Here is a 21,926-nt window from a genome sequence, read left to right as displayed (position 1 = left end):
CACCATGACCGATCGCATCATCGCCGCCGAGGTCATCGTCACCAGCCCCGGCCGCAACTACGTCACCCTCAAGGTCCAGACCGCGGAGGGCCTCGTCGGGTACGGCGACGCCACCGTCAACGGCCGTGAACTCGCCGTCGCGAGCTACCTGCGCGACCACGTCGTACCGCTGCTGACCGGACTCGACCCGGCGCGGATCGAGGACACCTGGCAGTACCTCTACCGCGGGGCGTACTGGCGCCGCGGCCCGATCACGATGGCCGCGATCAGCGCGGTCGACCTGGCCCTGTGGGACATCAAGGGCAAGGCGGCCGGGATGCCCGTGTACCAACTGCTCGGCGGCGCGGTCCGCGACAAGGTCCTCGCCTACACGCACGCATCCGCGTGGGAGCTTCCTGCGCTGCTCGACGAGGTCGACGCGCGGCGACAGGACGGGTTCCGGGCGGTCCGCGCGCAGTCCGGCGTACCAGGGCTGGAGACGGTGTACGGCGTGCATCGCGACGCCGGCGGATACGAGCCGGCGAAGCGTGGCGCCGTACCGGTGGTCGAGTCGTGGGACACCGATGCGTACCTGCGCCACATCCCGGGTGTGCTCGCTGCCGTGCGTGAGCACGTCGGCCCCGAGTTGGCGTTGCTGCACGACGCACATCACCGGCTGACCCCGCAGCAGGCCGCGCGGCTCGGCAAGGCGCTCGAACCCGCGGACCTGTTCTGGCTCGAGGACGTGACCCCGGCGGAGAACCAGGACGCACTGCGGCTGGTCCGGCAGCACACCACCACCCCGCTGGCGATCGGCGAGGTGTTCAACTCGATCTACGACTGCAAGGACCTGATCACCGAGCAGCTGATCGACTACATCCGGGTCGCGGTCGCGCATGCCGGCGGGATCAGCCACCTGCGCACGATCCTTGCGCTTGCGAGCGTCTACCAGGTCAAGGCCGCGCCGCACGGCCCGTCCGACGTCTCGCCGGTCTCGTTCGGCGCGAGCATCCACCTCGGGCTGTCGACGCACAACTTCGGCATCCAGGAGTACATGGGGTACGACGCTCTCGCGCACGAGGTCTTCCCGCATTCGTGGTCGTTCAGCGACGGCTACCTGCATCCGGGTGAAGCACCCGGTCTCGGCGTCGAGCTCGACGAGACGCTGGCCGCGAAGTTCCCGTACGAACCCGCCTACCTGCCCGTCGCGCGCCGGCTCGACGGCTCTGTGACCGACTGGTGAGCGCCATGAACCGCACCTCGGTCCGCAAGCATCTGCTGGCCGGTCAGGCGCCGATGAGCACAGGCATCGTGCACTTGGGCCTCGGCAACTTCCACAGAGCGCATCAAGCCGTCTACACAGCACAAGCCGGCGGCGGCTGGGGCATCCTCGGTGTCGCGAGCCGCTCGGCCGAGGTCGCCGATGCGATGAACGCGCAGGACGGTCTCTACTCGGTGCTCGAGCTGTCACCCGAGGGCTCGTCGATCAGCGTGCCGGGTGTCCACACCGGCGCCATCGTTGCTGCCGGCAACCCTGCCGCGGTGGTCGACGCCATTACCGCCGAGGACACCCGCATCGTCTCGATGACTGTGACCGAACACGGCTACTGCATGGACCCCGGCACTCACCGGCTCGCACTTGATCACCCCGGCATCGTCGCGGACCTGTCCGGCGCCACGCCGCGCACAGTCATCGGCCAGATCGCTCGCGCGCTGGAACGCCGGGCCGAGACGCACGGCGCCCCGATCACCGTCCTCAACTGCGACAACATGCAGTCGAACGGGGCGCAGACCCGCGAGCTGATCCTCGAGTTCCTGCAAGGCAGCAAGGCCGAGAGCTGGATCGCGGAGAACGTCGCCTTCCCGAACTCGATGGTCGACCGCATCGTGCCCGCGACGACGGATACCTACCGCGCTGCGGCGTACGAACTGCTGGGGGTGCACGACCGCAGCCCGGTGCCGGCCGAGCCGTTCACGATGTGGGTGATGGAGGACCGCTTCACCGCCGGGCGACCCGCCTGGGAGCGGGCCGGTGCGATCTTCTCCGACGAGGTCGAGGCCTACGAGTTACTCAAGCTCCGGCTGCTGAACGGCACCCACTCCCTGATCGCGTACCTCGGTGCGCTCGACGGGCACGCGACGATCCCCGAGGCGCGCGCCACCGGTTTCATCGAGGCCGCTGCCCGGGCGGTGCTCGAGGACGAGTACCTGCCGACCGTCACGCTGCCGCGCGACTTCGACGTCAAGGCGTACATCGCCTCGCTGTTCGAGCGGTGGTCCAACGACGCGCTCGGACATCGGACCCAGCAGGTCGGCAGCGACGGATCGGTGAAGCTCCCGCAGCGGGTCCCCGAGCCCGCGCTCGAACTGCTGAAGCAGGGCGTGATGCCCGAACACCTCGCGCTCACGGTCGCCGCGTGGCTGTGTTGCGTCGTACCCCTGTCCGGGTTCGATCCCGGTCCGCACGCGCGGGCGATGGTCGATCCGGCCCGCGAGCGGCTCGGGGCGCTCGCGGCGCAGTCCCGCAGTACCGGGGAACTGGTCCGGTCGGCGATCGGACAGGTCTTCTCCATAGAACTTGCCGAGAGCAATGACTTTGCCCGGCGCGTGACCGACTACGTCGCCGTCATCACCCGTGACGGCGTCCGCGCCGCGGCCCGTGAGGCCGCGCGCTCCCGTACGTCCCGGCCGCACGCCTCGCCCGCGGCCTGAGACCCCGAAGGAAATCCGCCATGGAACCGAACCCCTCGACTCCTGAGCCGACCCCGCAGGAGACCCGCCGCGCCGCGCTCGCCGGCCTGATCGGCACCGCGCTCGAGCAGTACGACTTCGTCATCTACGGGACCGCGTCCGCGCTGGTCTTCAGCCATCTGTTCTTCCCCAACATCTCCGCGACGGCCGGGCTGCTGGCGAGCTTCAGCGCGTACGCGGTCGGCTTCTGCGCGCGGCCGCTCGGCGGCTTGTTCTTCTCGCGGTACGGCGACCGGCTCGGGCGCAAGTGGATCCTGGTGGCCACGTTGACGCTGATGGGTGTCGCGACGATGGCGATCGGCGTGCTTCCGACGTACGAGTCGGTGGGCGTCTGGGCGCCGATCCTGCTCGTGCTCAGCCGGTTCCTGCAGGGCTTCGGCGCCGGCGCCGAGCAGTCCGGCGGCGCGACCCTGCTGACCGAGACGGCCGTGCGCGGCAAGCGCGGACGACTGGCGGCGTTGATCATGACCGGTGCCGCGGCGGGTACGGCGCTCGGCGCTGGGGCGTGGGCGCTGGTCCAGCTGCTGCCGGACGATCAGTTGATGTCGTGGGGCTGGCGCCTGGTGTTCCTGAGCAGTGCCTTCGTCACGATCGCGGCGTACATCCTGCGGCGGAAGCTGAAGGAGACCCCGGTCTTCGCCGAGATCAAGGCGGACCGTACGGCGGCTGCCGCGCCGGTGCGCGAGGTGTTCCGGAACGGGAAGAAAGCCGTTGCCCTGGTCACCTTGATGACGGTCGGGCTGAGCGTGCAGTCGTACACGTACCAGGTGTTCATGGCCTCCTACCTCAAGGGGACCGTGAAGATCGACGCGCAGACCGTGCCGGAGATCCTGCTGGTGGGAGCGATCTTCGGCGGCATCGGCGCGGTCGTGCTCGGGTATCTGTCCGACCTGTTCGGGCGGCGGCCGCTGTTCCTCGGCATCACCGGGCTGTTGCTCCTCCTGCCGTTCCCGACGTTCATTGCCTTGAGCACCGGTAACCTCACGGTCATCTATCTGGCCATGATCATCGGCTTCGTCTTCGCCTGCCAGGGCGGGGTCGCGGTGACGATGAGCTACTTCCCGGAGCTGTTCGGCAGCCGCTACCGGTACGCCGGTGTCACGCTGGGGCGCGAGTTCGCCGCCGTACTCGGTGGCGGTTTCGCACCGCTGATCGCGGTCGCGCTGATGGGCGCCTTCGACTCCTGGGTGCCGGTCGCGATCTACATGACGGTCGCGATGGCGATCACGGTCGGCGCCGGACTGGCCGCTCCGGAGACCCGCGACCGCGACCTGCTCGCGCCGGAGAATGCCACCGACCGCACCCCGATAGCCGGGACCGCAACGGCACCCGTCACCGCCACTGCCTGAAGGAGAGACATGAAGGCGATCGTCATCCGGAGCAAGCTCGACCTGATCGAGACCGAGCTGCCGACCCCGGAACCGCAGGCCGGCGAGGTTCGCCTCCGGATGGCGTACGGCGGGATCTGCGGGTCCGACCTGCACTACTACCACGACGGCGCCAACGGCTCGTTCGTCGTCCGCGAGCCGCTGGTGCCCGGCCACGAACTGTCGGGCACCGTCGACCTCGACCCGTCCGGGGAGCTGGCGCCCGGTACGCCGGTGACCATTCATCCGGCCACCTTCGGTACTCCGGAGCCGGGCATCGAGGACCGTCCGCACCTGTGGCCGAACGGCGCCTATCTCGGCAGCGCGTCCACCTGGCCGCACACGCAGGGCGGGCTGAGCGAGTTCGTTGTCGTAGGCAAGCACATGCTCCGGGCACTGCCTGCTTCGCTGCCGTTGCGGCGCGCTGCGCTGGCCGAGCCGCTGGCGGTCGGGTTGCACGCACTGCAGATCGCGGGCGGTGTCGAGGGCCAGCGCGTCCTGGTCTCCGGGTCGGGCGCGATCGGCCTGCTGACCGCGGCGGCAGCGCTCGCCGCCGGTGCGACCGAGGTGGTCACGACCGATGTTCTCCCTGGCCCGTTGCAGCGGGCGCGCGAGCTCGGCGTGCACAAGACCCTTCAGGTCGGCACGGACGAGATCCCGTCGGGGTACTTCGACGTCACCCTCGAGTGCACCGCCGTACCGGCCGCGATCAGCACCGCGATCGATGCGGCCCGTCGCGGCGGAATCGTCGTACTGGTAGGCATCCCGGCCGACGAGCCGCGCGGCGTGAACCTCGCTCCGGTGGTCTCCCGCGAACTGCAGGTCCGCGGCACGCTCCGCTTCAACGACGAGATCGACCACGCGATCGAGCTCCTGGACGCGAATCCAGGGCTCGAGCGCGTGATCACCCACGAGTACCCGGCTGATCAAGCCGTCGAAGCCTTCGCAACAGCGACCGACTCCAACACGTCGGGCAAGGTCCTGCTGTCGCTCTGGCTCTAGCCAGAGGGACAGAGTTAACCGCTGCCAGCTGGCGGATTGTTTCTCCGCTGGCGTGCAATAACAGGTCAGCAGTGAAACAACCCGCCAGTGAGGCGACATGGACGCGGAGCGTGCGACGGGGGTCGGGCGGGTGGGCGGCGGGGAACGACATGCCGATCGTGCAGCCGCCGTCGTTCGAGACGCTCAGGCTGGTCCCGTTCCAGCTCAACCCGCACTACCTGGACCCGGACCCGACGTCGACGCACCAGGGCGAGACGCGGGAGGTACGGACCACCGAGTTCCTCGAGGAGAACGACGTACCGGTTGCTCGGGCTTCGGGAGGGGACGTGGCTGCGGTTGCGCGGCGAATCGCTCACGCTGGACGGGCTTGCTGTCGGGGCACGGCTGTTCCGGCGGGGTACGGCTCCGTCGGAGATCACTGTCGGCAGCGACCTGTCCGAGCTGATGTCGCTCACGCCTCTGTTCGACGTACACCAGTAGTTCATAGTGGAGTGCCTAGACTGCCCACTGTGTTGTTCTGCGTGTTGGCTCCGGTGGTGTCCTCGGGAGGACTGAATGCCTGACCGTATCCAGACCATTGCGTATCCGGCGCCGGGATCGCGGCCCTCGCGGCGGGATCCGGATCCGCTGGCGCCGCATGTCATCGTGCTGTTCGGGGCGACCGGTGACCTGGCCAAGCGCAAACTGCTGCCCGGGCTCGCCTATCTGCAACAGTCCCGGTTCACGCCCGACGTACGCATCATCGGTACGGCGACCGAGGAGATGACGTCCGACGAGTTCCGCGCCCGCGCCCGGGAGGCCGTCGAGACGTTCGGGATGCACAAGCTGACCGACGAGCAGTGGTCCCAGTTCTCCGAGACGCTCGACTACGTGCCGGTCACGGCCGGGCCGGAGGCGCTGGCGAACGCGGTGAAGGCGGCCGAGGAGCACCTCGGCCCCGACGTACGCCGGTTGCACTACCTGTCGGTGCCGCCGAAGGCGGCCCAGTCGGTGATCGCGATGCTGCGCGACGCGGACCTGGTCGACCGGGCCCGAGTGGTGATGGAGAAGCCGTTCGGCGACGACCTGGCCAGCGCGATCAAGCTCAACGACTTCGTCCACGAGACCTTCGACGAGTCGCAGGTCTTCCGGATCGACCATTTCCTGGGCAAGGAAGCTGCGCTGAACATCCTCGCGTTCCGGTTCGCGAACGGCCTGTTCGAACCGATCTGGAACCGCAACTTCATCGACCACGTGCAGATCGACATCCCGGAGTCGCTCGGGCTGGACCAGCGCGCCACCTTCTACGAGCCGACCGGCGCGTTCAAGGACATGGTCGTCACGCACCTGATGCAGGTGATGTCGTTCGTCGCGATGGAGCCGCCGACGGCCCTGGAGCCGCGGGCGATCTCGGAGGAGAAGAACAAGGTCTTCCGCTCGATGCTGCCGCTCGACACCGCCTGTGTGGTGCGCGGTCAGTACGGCGGCTACCGCAGCGCGGAGGGCGTCGCGCCCGACTCCGACACCGAGACGTTCATCGCGCTGAAGGTCGAGATCGACAACTGGCGCTGGGCCGGCGTGCCGTTCTTCCTGCGTACCGGCAAGAAGATGGCCGAGGGCCAGCGGATCATCTCGATCGCCTTCAAGGAGGCGCCGAAGACGATGTTCCCGGCCGGCTCCGGTGTCGGCTCGGAAGGCCCGGACCACCTCACCTTCGACCTGGCCGACTCGTCGCGGGTCTCGCTGTCGTTCTACGGCAAGCGCCCCGGACCGGGGATGCGGCTGGAGAAGCTGTCGATGCAGTTCTCCACCCAGGAGACCGAGAGCGCGGGCGACGTACTCGAGGCCTACGAGCGCTTGATCCTGGACGCGATGCGCGGCGATCACACCCTGTTCACCACCGCCGAGGGCATCGAGTCGCTGTGGGATCGCGCGGCTCCGCTTCTCGACGACCCGCCGCCGGTCAAGCCGTACCAGGCCGGCACCTGGGGTCCGAACGCGATCCACCAGCTGATCGCTCCCCGTGCTTGGCGCCTCCCGTTCGAGCGTGAGTGGCGGGAGTAGTTAGGCTGCCCGGCATGCGCGAGATTCTGGTTATCGGCGTCGGTGCGGGCGATCCGGAGCAGGTGACGATGCAGGGCGTGTCGGCGCTGAACCGGGTCGACGTGTTCTTCGTGCTGGACAAAGGCGAGGTCAAGCAGGAGCTGGTCGACCTACGGTCCGAGATCCTGCGCCGGTACGCGACGTCGAAGGATTACCGGGTCGTGGTCGGCCGCGACCCGGAGCGGGACCGCACGGCTTCGGCGTACGTCGAGGCCGTGGACGACTGGCGGCGGCGCCGGGCCGATGTGTGCGCGGAGCTGATCGCGTCGGAGCTGGGTCCGGACCAGGTGGGGGCGTTCCTCGTCTGGGGCGATCCGTCGCTGTACGACAGCACGCTGGCGATTCTCGACGACATCCAGGCGCGGGGTGACCTCTCGTTCGAGGTCGAGGTGATTCCGGGGATCAGCAGCGTGTCGACGCTGGCTGCGCGGCATCGGGTCGGGTTGAACCAGGTGGGCCGGCCGATCCAGATCACGACCGGACGGCGGCTTGCTGCCGGCTGGCCGGAGGGTGTGGACGACGTGGTGGTGATGCTCGACGCGCAGACGGCGTTCACCGAGCATCTGGACCAGGACGCGGACATCTACTGGGGCGCGTACCTCGGGACGCCGGACGAGATCCTCATCTCCGGTCCGCTGCGCGAGGTCGCGAGCGAGATCGAGAAGGTCCGCGCCGAGGCTCGCGACCGCAAGGGCTGGATCATGGACACCTACTTGGTACGGCGACCTAGACCAAAGGTGTAGGCCGTCTGGACTTCGGACCGACGCGGGGAATCGGGGAGTGGATGAGGCTCCTCGTATGAAGAAAATCCTCGTAGGAATAGTGGCCGCCGTGGCGCCGGTGGGGTTGTTGGTGGGCCTCGCTGGGCCGGGTGAGGCGGCCGGGCAGAACGTCGTACGGACTGACAACGGGCTGGTAGCGAGCAAGACCGTCGGCGACGCGCAGGTGTTCGACGGGATCCCGTACGCCGCCCCGCCGGTGGGCGCGCTGCGGTGGAAGGCGCCGCAGCCGGCGAAGGCGTGGACCGGCGTGCGCGAGTCGAAGGTCCGCAACGTGTGCCCGCAGCAAGCGAACTCCGAAGCGCCGGACGGCTCATCCACGGAGGACTGCCTCTACCTCAACGTGACCACCCCGACCAAGCCGTCCATCAAGCCGCGCGCCGTCGTGGTCTGGATCCCCGGCGGTGGGTTCTTCTCCGGCGCCGGCAGCAGCTACGAGGCGTCGAAGTTCGCCGCCCGCGGCGACGTGGTCGTCGTGACGGTCAACTACCGCCTCGGCATCTTCGGCTTCTTCGGGTACCCGGGCCTGCCGGACTCCGGCACGTACGGCATCCAGGACCAGCAGGCCGCACTCCGCTGGGTGCAGCGCAACGCGCGAGCGTTCGGCGGCGACGCGCGCAACGTCACCGTCGCGGGTGAGTCCGCCGGCGGCATGAGCGTCTGCGCCCAGCTGACCTCCCCGACGTCCACCGGGCTGTTCTCCAAGGCGATCATGCAGAGCGGGTCCTGCGCCTTCAACTGGGCCGACAACAGCCAGTACCCCGGTCAGACCGCCGACTCCTTCTGGCTCCCGGCCAGCGCAGTGCAGTCCCACGGCAAGGAGTGGGCCGCCGACAACAAGGCCAAGTTGGGCTGTAAGCCCGGACAGGCGATGCTCGACTGCCTCCGCGCCGCGAAGTCCGACGTACTGGTCGACGACATGCTCGAGTTCGTCCAGATCGGCTACGGCCAGACTGCCGCCGTACCGCTGTCCCCCGCTCGCGCGCTGAAGGCCGGACTGTTCCACCGTGTGCCGATCATCTCCGGGAACAACCACGACGAGGCCAACGGCTGGCTGGCCGCGTTCGGTGACATCAAGGACTACCCGCAGCTCGTGAAGAACATGGTCGGCGCTCAGAAGGCTCCGCAGGTGCTGCAGCACTACCCGCAGAGCAACTACGAGTCGCCCGCCGCAGCGTGGGGCGCTGTCACCACGGACCGGATCTGGTCCTGCACGCAGGTCGCCTCGGACCAGCAGGCCGCCGCCAAGGTACCGGTGTACGCGTACGAGTTCGCAGACAAGCACTCGCCGATCTCCACGCCCGGACTGGGGGCCGCACACGCGATGGAGCTGCCGTACCTGTTCCGGCTCGGCGGATACGACCTCCCGATGTCGGCAGCCCAGCAGACGCTGTCGAACCAGATGATCGACTACTGGACTGCGTTCGCCCGGACCGGCAACCCGAACGGGCCGGACCGCCCGCACTGGTCGCCGACCGGCGCACACGCAATCAACGGCCTCTCACTCGCGCCGACCGACCAGACCGGCATCAAGCCGGTCAACCTGAGCACCGAGCACCAGTGCGGCTTCTGGTCAGGCCTCAGCTGACGTCCTCTTCCACACCCGCATGACGATCGGGGACAGCAGCAGCAACAGCAGCGCGTAGAAGTTCACTCCGGGAACGAAGGCCGCCAGCACGAAGGCGACCACGGTCAACCCGGTCAGCAGCAGGGAGCCGACCAGCTCCCCCTGTCTGACTGGGTTGTCCGGCCTCTCGAGCTCCTTGTGCCCGCGGATCAGCCAGGTGATCGCGGACTGGCAGATGCTCAGCGCCAGGATCGTGCCGGTGTACACGCCGGCCGTGAACCGGTCGCTGGGGAACGCCCCGATGATCTCGGTCGGGAACGGCAGCACGACGATGGTGAGCAGCCAGAGCAGGTTCAGTCGCATCATCGTCGCGGTGTACGCGCGGACGTGTTCGAAGACCCGGTGGTGGCCCAGCCAGAAGTTGGCGATCACCACGAAGCTCAGGAAGAACGTGAAGAGCTCCTGCCGGTGGTCACTGATCACGCTGACCGCGTCGCCACCTTCTGCCTTCACCTCTGGCACGAGGTCGACGAGCGGCAGCACCAGCAGCGTGATGGCGATTGCAACGACTGCGTCGCTGAACAGGACCATGCGGTCGGGGTCTCTCGTCATACTCACGGCCGAAGAGTAGCCGTCAGGTGTGTCGTTCGCGGAGCAGGCTGATCGACAGGACCGCCGCGGCGAACACGAATCCGGCTGCCGCGAGCCACGCTGCGCCGTACCCGTCCCTGAGGGCCTGGAGGCTGCGCTCGGTTGCTCTGTGCGCGGTGGTGGAGGCGGCGAGAGTCGCGAGTACCGCGGTGCCGATGGCTGCACCGGCCTGTTGCGCAGTGTTGTTCAGCCCGGAGGCCAGTCCGGCGTCACTGGGGTCTGCACCGGACATGGCGAGCATGATCGAGGCCGGGATGGCCACGCCGATGCCAGCGCCCATCACTGCAAGCACAGGACCCACGTTGACGACGTACGAGCCGTCGACCGGCGCCTGGCTGATCCAGAGCAGTGCCACGAGGAACACGGCAAGTCCGGCGATCAGCATCTTGCGCGGGCCGAACCGGACGGTGAGGCGTGGAGCGATGGACAGCGACATCAGTGCGTTCATGATCGGCGCGGGCAGGAACGCCAGACCGGTCGTGAGCGAGTCGTAGCCGAGCACACGCTGCACATACAGCGCAGTGGTGAACTGGAAGCCGAATCCGGCGGCGAAGAGCAGTACGACGACCACGTTGGCCACGCTGAGCTGACGACGGCGGAAGATGCGCAGGGCAAGCAGTGGGTTCTTGATGCGTGCCTGGCGCACGACGAACGCAGCCAGCAACACGACCGACGCAGCGGCCTGCAAGAGCGTGCGGGCGAGCGTCGCGTTGGGCTCTGCGGTCTGGACGATCGTGTAGACACCCAGGGAAAGGCCTGCGGTCACCAGCACAGCACCTAGTACGTCAGCGCCCTTCGCGAGACCGAGTCCGGGCTGATGAGACAGCAGCCGTACTGCGAACGCCAGCGCGATGGCGCCGATCGGTACGTTGATCAGGAACGCCCAGTGCCAGCCGATGGTCTGCGTGATCACCCCACCGAGAATCAGCCCGATCGACGCACCGCTGGCCGCCGTGAAGCTGTAGACGCCCATGGCACGAGCCTGCTCTCCCGGGGCCGGGTAGAGGTTCACGATCATCCCGAGGATCACCGCGGAGGCGAGCGCTCCACCTACTCCTTGCAGAAAGCGGCCGGCGATCAGCACCTCTGCGTTGCCCGCCAGCCCGCACAGGAGCGACGCCGCCGTGAAGAGGGCGAGGCCGGCCAGGAAGATCCGCTTGCTCCCGATCAGGTCACCGATCCGCCCGGCCAGCAGAAGCAGCCCCGCGAACGCGATCAGGTACGAGTTCATCACCCACGCCAGACCGGCCTGCGAGAACCCCAGGTCGCCCTGGATCGTCGGCAACGCCACCGTCACCACGGTCCCGTCGAGGATGATCATCAACTGCATCACGCACAGCACCACCAGCGCTCTGCCGCGCCCCCGCACGACTGTCTCCACCACGTCCACACTCACGGTTCTCTCCTCAGTCAGGCGCTCTTGAAACGACCATAACAGATAGTCCCGTAATAGACGATCTTCTATCGGACGACTCCTGGAAATAGGCTGAGACTTGGCCGGGGCGCGGTTAGGGTCGATCGGATGAGAGACGAGCCGACGGAGATCTCCTGCGACCTGGTAGCCCGGATCCTCAAGGAACACTGGGGTTTCACGGCCGTGCAGGTTGCCTACGCACCGGTCGGTTTCGGCAGCTACCACTGGATCGCCTCCGCAACCGACGGGCCACGCTGGTTCGTAACCGCCGACCGAGTCACCTCGGCCGGCAGCCAATCAATCACCGCCGCCATGCAGACGACCCGCGACCTGGCCCACCGCGGCTACGAGTTCGCCGTTGCGCCTTTGGCTGATCGGGGCGGGCGGCTCGTCCGCGAGGTGTTGCCGGGTTGGACGCTGATGGTCCTGCCGTACCTGCAGGGGTGGAGCACTCCGGACGGCGACTGGGACGACCCGGCGGAGCGAGAGCAGATCGCCCGGATCCTCGGCCGACTACACACGGCTCCACCACCGAAAGCCTTGCAGCGTTGGGATTTCGCCATCCCCGACCGTGATGCCTTGCTGGCCACACTCGGCGACCTCGATCAGCCCTGGTCCGCCGGCCCGTACGCCGAGCCGACCCGGCTGCGGCTGGCCGGAGCACGCTCGTATGTCTACGAGAGGCTGGAGTACTACGACGCCCTCGTGCGGGAGGTCGAGTCCTCGGACGACCCGTGGGTCGTGACGCACGGCGAGCCCCACAGCGCGAACGCCCTCCGCACGACCGACGGCGAACTGCGCCTGGTCGACTGGGAGACGGTACGACTCGCACCCCGCGAACGCGACCTCACGGGCATCCTCGGCGGGCCGCCCGACGCCCTCCCGGCGTACCAGTCGGAGGCCGGGCCGGTCAGTCCGCACCCCGCGGCGATGGAGCTCTTCGACGTTTGGTGGCCGCTGGCCGAGATCTCGTCGTACGTGCAGCTCTTCCGGCAGCCGCACGTCGAGTCGGAGGACACCAAGGAGTCCTGGCGCGAGCTAACGGTGTACGTGCCCGGATAGCTCAGCCGGCGCGTTGGCGGGAGCGGCGGACCGGTTGGGCTGTGATGGGGGTGGAGAGGGGGCCGTCTACGAGGGTCGTCAGGGCATCCATGAAGGATTTGCGTTGGGTGGTGGGGAGGGTGTTGAGGGCGGCGGCGTGGACTTGGTCGACTATTTTTTGGCCTTCGGCGGCGATCTTGGCGCCGGCGTCGGTGACGGCGATGATGCGGGCTCGGCGGTCCGTTGCGGAGGGTTTGCGTTCGGCGTAGCCGGCTTCCTCGAGTGCGTCGACGGTGACGACCATCGTGGTCTTGTCCATGTAGGCGAGCTCGGCGATCTGGATCTGCGTGCGTTCGGCCTCGAGCGCGTGCCGCAGTACGCACTGCATCCGCAGCGTCAGGCCGATCTCCGCCAGCGCCGCGGACAGCTGGGTCTCCAGGACGTGGCCGGCGTGGGTGAGGTAGCCGGTCAGGTCGGGCACGGTACGTTCCGGAGGTTGCGCCATATCTTCGAGAGTAGCGCGGGATCGTCTGTCCGCAGATGATCCGGAGCTAGATCATTCTCCGCGGGCACCGTCGATCAGCTCCCGGATCACGTCCAGGTGGCCGAGGTGCCGCGCCGACTCCTGCAGTACGTCGAGGAGCAGCCGCTCGACCCGGATCGGGCCGTGGTACCCCTCGATGAACCCGCTCCAGTCGACCTCCCGCAGCGTCTGCTGCGACCGCTCCCACTCTGCGTCGTACGCCGCGACGACCGAGGCGACCGTCTCGTCCGGCCCGATCCGGAACTCGTAGTCGTGGTCGTCCGACCGCCACAGCGACGGGAGGTCCTGGCCGCCGATCGTCCGTTGGATGTGCTGCCGTTGCACCGCGGTCAGGTGCTTGATCAGCCCGAGCGGATTCATCACCGGCGACGTCGCGAGCGGCGTCGCGCGCGCCTGCTTCTCGTCCAGCCCGTCGAGTTTGTTCACCGCGGTGGTGTGGACGAACTCGAAGTACCCGATCACCGACTGCGCCAGCGTCAGGTCGTCATCCGGCCACGGCCGGTCTCTCAGCACCATGCGCCGCACCCTCTCACCCGGCGCCGACAATCGCGGAAATGCGACGGCTTGCTCGACGACCACCGCGATGTCGCGAAACCGCGAGTCTGGCGTAACTGCAACTAGTTCGCTCGACACTATGACTCTTCTGGAAACCCGTACGCCGACCGTCCGGTGGTTCGGAGTCGTCGCGGTGACGCTCGGGATCTTCGCGATCGTGACCACCGAGATCCTCCCGATCGGCCTCCTCACTCCCATCGGCGCCGACTTCGCGCTCACGCCCGGTCGCACCGGCTGGCTGATGACCATGCCCGGACTGGTCGCAGCAGTCGCCGCACCGGTCGTCACGGTCGCGACAGCTCGGCTGGACCGTCGCCTGATGCTCTGCGTCCTCATGGTGCTGCTGGCCGTCGCCGGCTTCCTTGCAGCGGCCGCACCGGTGTTCTGGGTCGAGCTGGTCGCCAGATTCCTCGTCGGACTCACCATCGGCGGCTTCTGGTCGATCGGCGCCGGCCTGGCGAGCAGGCTGGTCCCGGAGCGCTGGGCACCGCGCGCGACAGCCGTCATCTTCTCCGCGGTTCCGCTCGGGTCAGTGCTCGGCGTACCGGCAGGCACGTTCGTCGGTGAGTTCGCCGGCTGGCGTACGTCGTTCGCTGCGCTCGGAGTACTCGGTCTGGTGGCGCTGGCCGTACTGCGTGCCACCGTGCCTCCACTGCCGCCGCTGCAGGTCACCAGAGCCGCCGTACTCCGCGACGCGCTCCGTGGCAGTCGGAACGCGCTCGTCGTGACCTGCCTGATCGTGACGGCACAGTTCGCGACCTATACCTATGTGACGCCGTTCCTGCGCGACGTCGTACGACCGGAGCTCATCGGACTGTTCCTGCTCATCTACGGGGCCGCAGGTCTGGTTGGCAACGTCATCGCCGGTGCGGCGGCGGCGCGCAACCTCAAGGCCACGTTCGCCACCTGCGCCGGGCTGATCGCGGCTGCGACACTGCTGCTGCCGCTCGCGGGACACACTGCGGCTGGAGCGCTTGTATTGCTCGTGGTGTGGGGACTCGGGTACGGCGGCATCCCGGTCTGCTCGATGAGCATGTTCGCCCAGGCGGCACCGCAGTCGCGTGAGGCCGCGACGGTGTGGTTCACGTCGTCGTACCAGGCGGTGCTGTCGATCGGCGCGCTGCTCGGCGGGCTGGTGGTGGACGCGTGGTCGATACCGGTGGCGATGGTGGCCGGTGGTGGGTGTGCGCTGCTGGCGGTGGCGGTGCTGCTGTGGTCCAGAACACAGCAGGTCCCGGGGACGTAGCATCGCGGGCATGGCGCGGACCGAGACCGATCGATGCCCTGGTGTGCTGGCGGTGCACCAGGCGGCAGACGGCGGACTCGCTCGCGTCCGGTTGCCCGGTGGGTGGCTGAGCGCTGAGCAGCTCGACGTACTGCGGGTTGCTGCTGCCGAGCTGGGTGATGGGCGGCTTGAGCTGACGTCGCGCGCGAACGTGCAGATCCGTGGGCTGAAGGCGGATGGGCCGCGGGAGTTGTCGGACCGATTGTTTGCGGCCGGTCTGCTGCCGTCGATCGCCCACGAGCGTGTCCGCAACATTCTCGCGTCGCCGCTGTCCGGGTTGGACGAGCAGTCGCGGTACGACGTACTCCCGGTGGCAGCTGAGCTGGACCGGGCGCTGTGTGGCCGACCGGGGCTGGCGGAACTGCCGGGGCGGTTCTTGTTTGCTCTGGACGACGGGCGGGGCGATCTGGCGGACGTGCGGGCCGACGTTACTGTGCGCGCGCTGGACGACCGGAGTGCAGTGCTGACCCTCGGCAACCGCGGTGTGCGGATGCCGTGGGCAGAGGTGCCGGAATTGATGCTGGCCGCCGCGGAGGCGTTCCTGTCCATACGCGACCAGGAGTGGCGAATCGCTGAGGTCCCCGACGGCGAGCAGCAGATCCTAGAACGGCTCGCTCTTCATGCGGACGAGGAGCTGGACCCCACAACCACCCGAGTGACAGCTGGCGTGCACGGCAAGGCACTAGTCGTGACGGTCCCCCTGGGAGGTCTCACCCAAGCCCAGGCAGCTGCACTGGCCGGCGCGACTGGTGGGGTGCGGGTTACGCCTTGGCGGTCTGTGGTGGTGGCGGCGACAGCCACCGGACTGGAAGGCGTCGGGCTGGTCACGACACCGGATTCGGTCTGGGAGGGTGTGACTGCCTGTGCTGGGAAGCCGGGGTGTGCGAAGGCGCTGGCCGATGTTCGCGCGGACGCTGCCCGGCTGATGCCCACGTTCGCCCGTGACGGGCGGCGGGTGCATTGGGCTGGGTGTGGGCGGCGGTGCGGGAAGCCGGCGGGTGGGTTTGTGGATGTGGTTGCGGTGGGCGATGGCTACTTGGTGGATGGGGAACGGGTGTGAGTTTCGAGTACGTGCGGGACGGCGCGGAGATCTATCGGCGGTCGTTTGCGACGATCCGGGGCGAGGCGGAGCTGGATGGGTTGCCGGCGGACGTCGCGCAGGTCGCCGTACGGATGATTCATGCGTGTGGGATGACCGACCTGGTTGCCGACCTCGCCTGGTCGCCCAACGTCGTGAAGAGCGCCCGGGCTGCGCTGCAAGGCGGTGCACCGATTCTGTGTGACGCGCAGATGGTGGCGGCCGGCATCACCCGCCGGAGGTTGCCCGCAGACAACGAGGTGATCTGCACGTTGCAGGACCCGCGGACGGTCGGGCTCGCGCAGGACCTGGGGACGACGAGGAGCGCGGCGGCGGTCGAGCTGTGGGGAGACCACCTGCACGGTGCGGTTGTTGCTATTGGCAACGCTCCGACGACGCTGTTCCATCTGCTCAACCGGCTCGCCGAAGGCGCACCCCGGCCGGCGGCGATCCTCGGCATCCCGGTCGGCTTCATCGGCGCGGCCGAGTCGAAGGAGGCGCTGGCGGCGAACGAGCTCGGCCTCGAGTACCTGGTCGTCCGCGGCCGCCGCGGCGGCAGTGCGATCACCGCCGCCGCCGTCAACGCGATCGCCAGCGAGGAGGAGTGATGACCGGCAGACTCTGGGGTGTTGGACTCGGGCCGGGTGATCCCGAGCTGGTGACCGTGAAGGCGGCCAGGCTCATCGGTGCGGCCGACGTGATCGCGTTCCACAGCGCTCGCCACGGGCGCAGCATTGCCCGCGGGGTAGCCGCGCCGTACCTGACGGCCAACCAGATCGAGGAGCACCTCGTCTACCCGCTCACCACGGAAACGACGGACCACCCCGGCGGGTACCAGGGCGCGATGGACGACTTCTACGCCGATTGCGCCGCCCGCCTCGCCGCGCATCTCGACGCCGGCCGCGACGTCGTCGTACTGGCGGAAGGCGACCCACTCTTCTACGGGTCGTACATGCACATGCACAAACGCCTCGCCGACCGCTACCCGTGCGAGGTCGTCCCTGGTGTGACATCCGTGAGCGCGGCAGCCGCAGTACTCGGGCGCCCGCTCTGTGAGCGCGACGAGATCCTCACCGTCCTCCCCGGCACCCTCCCGCCGGACGTGCTGGCGGAGCGCCTGAGAGAAACCGACGCAGCGGCCGTGATGAAGCTCGGCCGGACCTTCGCGAACGTCCGCGAGGCCTTCGAGCTGGCCGGACGAGCAGACGAAGCCTGGTACGTCGAACGCGCCACCACCGACGCGCAGCGCACAGCCCCGCTCAACGAGGTCGACCCGGACGATGTCCCGTACTTCTCCCTCGCCCTCCTCCCCAGCCCCATCAACAACACCTTCACACCCCCGACGACCAAGACCGCGGCCGAAGGCTCAGTGACGGTCGTCGGCCTAGGACCTGCCGGACCGGAGTGGATGACCCCAGAGGTCCGCGCGGCGATTGCGAGCGCCGACGACGTCATCGGCTACACCACGTACGTCGACCGCCTCCCCGACCGCGCCCGTCAGCGCAAACACGGGTCCGACAACCGCGTCGAGTCCGAGCGGGCCGCCTTCGCGCTCGACCTCGCCCGCAAGGGCTCGAACGTCGTGGTGGTCTCGTCCGGCGACCCCGGCGTGTTTGCGATGGCCAGTGCGGTCACGGAGGTCGCGTCGGAGCCGGAGTACTCCGATATCGCCGTACGCGTGCTGCCCGGGATGACCGCCGCTCAGGCCGTCGCCAGCCGAGTCGGCGCACCGCTCGGGCACGACTACTGCGTCCTGTCGCTCTCGGACCGGCTCAAGCCGTGGGACGTGATCGCCCAGCGCCTGACCGCGGCGGCCGCGGCGGACCTGGCGATCGCGATCTACAATCCCGCCTCGAAGTCCCGCACGTGGCAGGTGGCGGCGACGCGCGACCTCCTGCTCGAGCACCGCTCCCCCGGTACGCCGGTCGTGATCGGGCGGGACGTCGGCGGTCCGGAGGAGGCGATCATCGTCACAACACTGGCGGAACTCGACGCGCAGAGTGTTGACATGCGGTGCCTGCTCCTGATCGGCTCGTCACAGACCCGCACGGTGCCCCGCCCCGACGGCCCGCTGGTCTTCACCCCGCGTCGCTACCCCGCGACGGTGAGTGAGGACACCCCAGGAGCCGGTTAAATCCGCTCCCCGGCTGTGTCATGCGGAACCCGGACGGGTAGGACCCGCGCGGAAGCCGACCAGTGAGGAGCCAGCGGACATGAGTCAGCAGTACCCCGGCGACGGCAACGCAGGCAGCGCAGGCAGCACCGCCACAATCGCCACACCCGCCGGCGAGGACACCACGACGCAGCGGTACGAGGAGGCTCGGGCCGCGGCCAGCCGGGCGATGAGCACGATCACGATCCCGGAGCCGCCAGGCGCAGGTCGTGCGGAGCCGGAGGTCGCTCCGGACCTGCTGTCGTACCGCGGGTTCAAGTTTGGCGCGGCGTTCTTCGGCTGGCTGATCGCGATCTCGATGTCGGTCCTGCTGCTGGCCGCCGTGTCCGCGGCCGCGCTCGGTACCGCCGAGGTCCTCGACTACACCACCGGCGACGCGAAGGCCCAGCCCGGCGCCGCGTTGATCACGGCGGCAGCGGTGTCGACGTTCATGCTGATGATCGCCTTCTACACCGGCGGATACGTCGCCGGCCGGCTGGCGCGCTTCGACGGCGGACGGCAGGGCTTCGGGGTGTGGACGATCGCAGTGGTGGTCGCGGTGCTCGCCGGAGGCACGGGCTGGGTGCTCGACAACCAGTACGACCTGATCGGCAAGATCAACTGGCCGGATGTGGCGCTGAGTGACAACACCCTCCTGCTGGGCAGCATCGCCGCCACGGCCGCGCTGCTGATCCTGACGCTGCTGATGGCGATCCTGGGCGGCAAGAACGGCCGGCGGTACCACGACCGGATCGACGAACTGCTGAGCTAGAGGGTTTTGCTGCGGGGTACCGGACGGGAGCACGGGGCTGTCTGGTGAGGAGAGACCGCTATGACCCAGCAGCATCACGAAGACACACGTATTGACCGGATCGATCCGTCGGAGACGTACGACGACGATCGAACCACTACGCCCGACCGGAGCACTACGGCCGACCGGAGCACGCTGCCGGCAAAGGATCGGGTCGACCCGTCGTACCGCGGATTCAAGGGCGGCGCGGCCTTCTTCGGCTGGATCGTCGCGATCGGGCTGATCGCGCTGCTCACCGGGATCGTCGGCGCACTCGCGGCCGCCGCCGACTACGCCCTCACGATCGACTGGAACAACTCCGCCGGCACGATCGGGATCGCCTCCGCGGCCGTCCTGCTGGCGATCCTGGCGATCGCCTACTACAACGGCGGGTACGTCGCCGGACGGCTGGCCCGCTTCGACGGCGCCCGGCAGGGGTTCGGCGTCTGGATGATCGGCGTCGTGGTGACGGCGGTCGTCGCAGGGCTCGCGGCGCTGGCCGGTTCGCAGTACGACGTACTCGACCGGGTAGACCTGCCGTCGGTGCCGATCGATGACCACACGCTGACGACCGGCGGTGTGGTCGTGATGATCGCGGCTGTGGTGATCACGCTGCTGGCGGCGCTGATCGGAAGCATGGCCGGACAGCGGTACCACAAGCGGATCGACGTGAGCTGACAAGCGGCAACCCGGACGGCGGATGGATCCGATCCGCCGTCCGGCTCACGCTTGCCCAGCCCGGCGCCGTACAGCCAGGATGCGAGGCATGACACGCACCGCGCTCGTCATCGGCGGCACCAGCGGCATAGGAGCCGCGACGGCCCGCCGCCTCGCAGCGGACGGCCTGCACGTCATCGCGGCCGGTCTCGGGGCGAGCCCGACGGAGGTAGAGGTCGATCTGCGGCAACCAGGTGAGTTGGAGGCGTTGATCAGCTCGCTCGGGTCGCTCGACGTGCTGATCAATGCGGCCGGCATCATCCGCCGCGGCGACGAGCACCGGCCTGATGTATTCCGTGAGGTTGTGGAAATCAACCTCACCGGCGCGATGCGAGCCTCCGAGGCCGCGCACGACCTCCTCGCCGCGAGCAACGGCTGCATCGTCAACGTCGCCTCGATGCTCAGCTACTTCGGCGGCCCGCTCGTCCCGGCGTACAGCGCCTCCAAGGGCGGGATCGTCCAGCTGACCAAGTCTCTCGCCGTCGCCTGGGCCGCCGACGGCATCCGGGTGAACGCCGTCGCCCCCGGCTGGATCGCGACCGATCTGACCGCCGCGCTGCAGTCCGACCCGGTCGCCTCCGAACGGATCTTGTCCCGTACGCCGATGGCCCGCTGGGGCACGGCCGACGAGGTCGCCGGCGTGATCGCCTTCCTGTCCGGCCCCGACGCGGGCTTCGTCACCGGCACCGTCGTACCCGTCGACGGCGGCTACCTGAGCATGTAGGAGACCCGATGATCCCCGTATCCGCAGGTGTGCCGGCCGAGATCGCAGTACAGGCGGTCCCCGACGACGACCGGCTCTGGGTGCAGCAGGCGCCGGGCGTATGGTTCCGGCCCTTGATGCTGAACACGGTCACCGGCCAGTGGTGCAACCTGCTCAAGGTCACCCGCGCCGGCATCGTCTCCCGGCACCGCCACCCCAGCGCCGTCTTCGGCTACGTACTCAAGGGCAAATGGCAGTACGACGAACACGGCTGGGTCGCCGACACCGGCTCGTTCGTCTACGAGCCACCCGGCGAGATCCACACCCTGCGCGTACCCGAGGACTGCACCGAGATGATCACGTTCTTCAACATCTCCGGCGCGATGATCTACGTCGACGAAGCCGGCAACCAGATCGGCTACGAGGACACGTTCACCAAGATCCAGCTCTGCCGCGACCACTACGGCGCCAACGGCCTCGGCGCGGACTACGTGGACCAGTTCATCCGCTGACCGCTCGGACCGCCTCGATCACCTTGGCCAGCGACGGCGAGTGCCCGCGATCGCCGCGGGTGAACAGGCCGACCTGACGGTCGACCCCGGCGTCGTGAATCGGGACGAGCCTCACCCCGTCGAGGTTCGCGGTGGTGACCGCCAACTGATTGGTCACGCCAACGCCGAGTCCGTGGCGGACCAGGGACAGCAGCGTCTGCGGCTGGTTGGTGCGGAACGCTGACTCGGGGTTGAGCCCCGCCGAGGCGAACGCCAGGTGGGACTCGAACTGCCGAGGCCCGTCCGCCTCACCGATTGAGATGAGGGGGAGCTCGGCCAGCTGCGCGAGGCTGACTGACTCGGCGTCGGCGAGCGGATGCTTGTCCGGGAAGACGGCGGTGAGCGGTTCGCGCCAGAGCACCTCGTGGACCAGGGACTCATCGGTCACCAACGGGTGCACCGGCCGGACCGCTAGGTCGATGTCGCCGCGGAGCAGGGCGCTCTCGAGGTCGATGCTCGGTCCCTCGACGAGCAGGAGCCGGATGCTGTCCGGCAGGCGGCGTACGACGCGGGGGAAGAGCCAGGCGGCCGCGCTCGGGTAGGCGCCGAAGCGGACCTCTCCCCCGCCGTTCAAGCTCTGGAGGTTGCGCAGAATCTCCTCGGCGCGCGGCAGCAGCGCGCGGCCTTCCGGGGTCAGGCTGGTCGGATGAGTGCGGTCGAAGAGCTGTACGCCGATGGCGCGCTCGAGCTCGGCGACGTGCTCGCTGATCCGCGACTGACCGCGGTACACCGCCTTGCCGGCCGCGGAGAACCCGCCGTACCGCGCGACCGCGACGAAGCTCACGATCCAGTCCATCCGGAAGCCGTACGCCGCGTTCAGGTCCATGCGTTTCTCCTATGTCAAGCCGCAGTTGGGAGGCTGGTTGTAGGTCGGCTGTGGTGGTCGGTGGTGAGGTGGTTGAAGACGGTGCGTGCGAG

22 protein-coding genes and 1 pseudogene are annotated in these 21,926 nt (G+C 68.6%); 18 read left to right on the top strand and 5 right to left on the bottom strand.

Annotation, left to right across the window (positions count from 1 at the left end; translation table 11 throughout):
• The first annotated feature begins 4 nt into the window (after positions 1-4).
• From manD to EV645_RS35600, 9 genes and pseudogenes are all read left to right on the top strand, one after another.
• Positions 5-1,222 carry a D-mannonate dehydratase ManD gene (gene manD / locus EV645_RS35635; RefSeq protein WP_130448568.1) on the top strand — a complete coding sequence of 406 codons (1,218 nt, stop codon included), beginning with the start codon at positions 5-7 and terminating at the stop codon, positions 1,220-1,222.
• 5 nt (positions 1,223-1,227) lie between these two features.
• Complete coding sequence (locus tag EV645_RS35630) at positions 1,228-2,691, top strand: mannitol dehydrogenase family protein (protein ID WP_130448566.1); 1,464 nt, start codon at positions 1,228-1,230, stop codon at positions 2,689-2,691.
• 20 nt (positions 2,692-2,711) lie between these two features.
• Positions 2,712-4,079 carry an MFS transporter gene (locus tag EV645_RS35625; protein WP_130448564.1) on the top strand — a complete coding sequence of 456 codons (1,368 nt, stop codon included), beginning with the start codon at positions 2,712-2,714 and terminating at the stop codon, positions 4,077-4,079.
• A gap of 9 nt (positions 4,080-4,088) precedes the next feature.
• Positions 4,089-5,099 (top strand): zinc-binding dehydrogenase, encoded by a 1,011-nt coding sequence (locus EV645_RS35620; RefSeq protein ID WP_130448562.1) that lies wholly within the window; start codon positions 4,089-4,091, stop codon positions 5,097-5,099.
• Between the two features lie 149 nt (positions 5,100-5,248).
• A pseudogene (locus tag EV645_RS43315) lies at positions 5,249-5,344 on the top strand (Type 1 glutamine amidotransferase-like domain-containing protein); the annotation flags it as partial.
• A 58-nt stretch (positions 5,345-5,402) separates the two neighbouring features.
• The gene (locus EV645_RS42980) at positions 5,403-5,579 is read left to right on the top strand and encodes a hypothetical protein (RefSeq protein ID WP_242000868.1); all 177 of its coding nucleotides are present in this window, start codon (positions 5,403-5,405) and stop codon (positions 5,577-5,579) included.
• Between the two features lie 75 nt (positions 5,580-5,654).
• Positions 5,655-7,142 (top strand): glucose-6-phosphate dehydrogenase, encoded by a 1,488-nt coding sequence (gene zwf / locus EV645_RS35610; protein ID WP_198682092.1) that lies wholly within the window; start codon positions 5,655-5,657, stop codon positions 7,140-7,142.
• A gap of 14 nt (positions 7,143-7,156) precedes the next feature.
• Positions 7,157-7,924 (top strand): precorrin-6A synthase (deacetylating), encoded by a 768-nt coding sequence (cobF, locus tag EV645_RS35605; protein ID WP_130448560.1) that lies wholly within the window; start codon positions 7,157-7,159, stop codon positions 7,922-7,924.
• A 55-nt stretch (positions 7,925-7,979) separates the two neighbouring features.
• Complete coding sequence (locus tag EV645_RS35600; RefSeq protein WP_130448558.1) at positions 7,980-9,548, top strand: carboxylesterase/lipase family protein; 1,569 nt, start codon at positions 7,980-7,982, stop codon at positions 9,546-9,548.
• On the opposite strand, the gene EV645_RS35595 is transcribed toward EV645_RS35600, so the two are convergent.
• Positions 9,534-10,139 (bottom strand): TMEM175 family protein, encoded by a 606-nt coding sequence (locus EV645_RS35595; protein WP_242000912.1) that lies wholly within the window; start codon positions 10,137-10,139, stop codon positions 9,534-9,536. The two genes, EV645_RS35600 and EV645_RS35595, sit on opposite strands and share 15 nt — an antisense overlap.
• A gap of 22 nt (positions 10,140-10,161) precedes the next feature.
• Positions 10,162-11,574, bottom strand: a complete 1,413-nt coding sequence (locus EV645_RS35590) for an MFS transporter (RefSeq protein WP_242000867.1) — start codon at positions 11,572-11,574, stop codon at positions 10,162-10,164.
• Between the two features lie 126 nt (positions 11,575-11,700).
• Here EV645_RS35590 and EV645_RS35585 point away from each other — a divergent pair, with 126 nt between their 5' ends.
• Entirely contained in the window at positions 11,701-12,654 is a 954-nt protein-coding gene (locus tag EV645_RS35585; protein WP_130448554.1) for a phosphotransferase, read from the top strand.
• 1 nt (position 12,655) lies between these two features.
• Here the strand turns inward: EV645_RS35585 and EV645_RS35580 are convergent, their stop codons facing one another.
• Both EV645_RS35580 and EV645_RS35575 read right to left on the bottom strand, forming a co-directional pair.
• Positions 12,656-13,138, bottom strand: a complete 483-nt coding sequence (locus EV645_RS35580; RefSeq protein WP_130448552.1) for a MarR family winged helix-turn-helix transcriptional regulator — start codon at positions 13,136-13,138, stop codon at positions 12,656-12,658.
• A 51-nt stretch (positions 13,139-13,189) separates the two neighbouring features.
• Entirely contained in the window at positions 13,190-13,693 is a 504-nt protein-coding gene (locus EV645_RS35575; RefSeq protein ID WP_157997236.1) for a DinB family protein, read from the bottom strand.
• Positions 13,694-13,811: 118 nt separating this feature from the next.
• Here EV645_RS35575 and EV645_RS35570 point away from each other — a divergent pair, with 118 nt between their 5' ends.
• The 8 genes from EV645_RS35570 (at position 13,812) to EV645_RS35535 (ending at position 20,969) form a co-directional block, all read left to right on the top strand.
• Entirely contained in the window at positions 13,812-14,978 is a 1,167-nt protein-coding gene (locus tag EV645_RS35570; protein ID WP_130448548.1) for an MFS transporter, read from the top strand.
• A 10-nt stretch (positions 14,979-14,988) separates the two neighbouring features.
• Entirely contained in the window at positions 14,989-16,077 is a 1,089-nt protein-coding gene (locus tag EV645_RS35565; RefSeq protein ID WP_130448546.1) for a precorrin-3B synthase, read from the top strand.
• On the top strand, positions 16,074-16,703 hold the full coding sequence (locus EV645_RS35560) for a precorrin-8X methylmutase (RefSeq protein WP_130448544.1): 630 nt from the start codon (positions 16,074-16,076) through the stop codon (positions 16,701-16,703). Before EV645_RS35565 ends, EV645_RS35560 begins: the two co-directional genes overlap by 4 nt.
• Positions 16,703-18,229, top strand: a complete 1,527-nt coding sequence (locus EV645_RS35555) for a precorrin-2 C(20)-methyltransferase (protein ID WP_130448542.1) — start codon at positions 16,703-16,705, stop codon at positions 18,227-18,229. The genes EV645_RS35560 and EV645_RS35555 overlap by 1 nt, the downstream gene beginning before the upstream one ends.
• Before the next feature lie 79 nt (positions 18,230-18,308).
• On the top strand, positions 18,309-19,019 hold the full coding sequence (locus tag EV645_RS35550; protein WP_130448540.1) for a hypothetical protein: 711 nt from the start codon (positions 18,309-18,311) through the stop codon (positions 19,017-19,019).
• Between the two features lie 60 nt (positions 19,020-19,079).
• Positions 19,080-19,715, top strand: coding sequence for a hypothetical protein (locus EV645_RS35545; protein WP_198682091.1), 636 nt, complete (start codon positions 19,080-19,082; stop codon positions 19,713-19,715).
• An 88-nt stretch (positions 19,716-19,803) separates the two neighbouring features.
• Positions 19,804-20,478 (top strand): SDR family NAD(P)-dependent oxidoreductase, encoded by a 675-nt coding sequence (locus tag EV645_RS35540; RefSeq protein WP_242000866.1) that lies wholly within the window; start codon positions 19,804-19,806, stop codon positions 20,476-20,478.
• An 8-nt stretch (positions 20,479-20,486) separates the two neighbouring features.
• The gene (locus tag EV645_RS35535) at positions 20,487-20,969 is read left to right on the top strand and encodes a 2,4'-dihydroxyacetophenone dioxygenase family protein (protein WP_130448536.1); all 483 of its coding nucleotides are present in this window, start codon (positions 20,487-20,489) and stop codon (positions 20,967-20,969) included.
• Here EV645_RS35535 and EV645_RS35530 read toward each other — a convergent pair.
• Positions 20,959-21,834 carry a LysR family transcriptional regulator gene (locus tag EV645_RS35530; RefSeq protein ID WP_130448534.1) on the bottom strand — a complete coding sequence of 292 codons (876 nt, stop codon included), beginning with the start codon at positions 21,832-21,834 and terminating at the stop codon, positions 20,959-20,961. The genes EV645_RS35535 and EV645_RS35530 overlap by 11 nt on opposite strands.
• Between the last annotated feature and the right edge of the window lie 92 nt (positions 21,835-21,926).

The organism is Kribbella rubisoli, assembly GCF_004217145.1.
GTDB lineage: Bacteria > Actinomycetota > Actinomycetes > Propionibacteriales > Kribbellaceae > Kribbella > Kribbella rubisoli.
The sequence above is the reverse complement of the archived record's forward strand: the minus strand, read 5'-3'. Positions and strand labels throughout refer to the sequence as shown.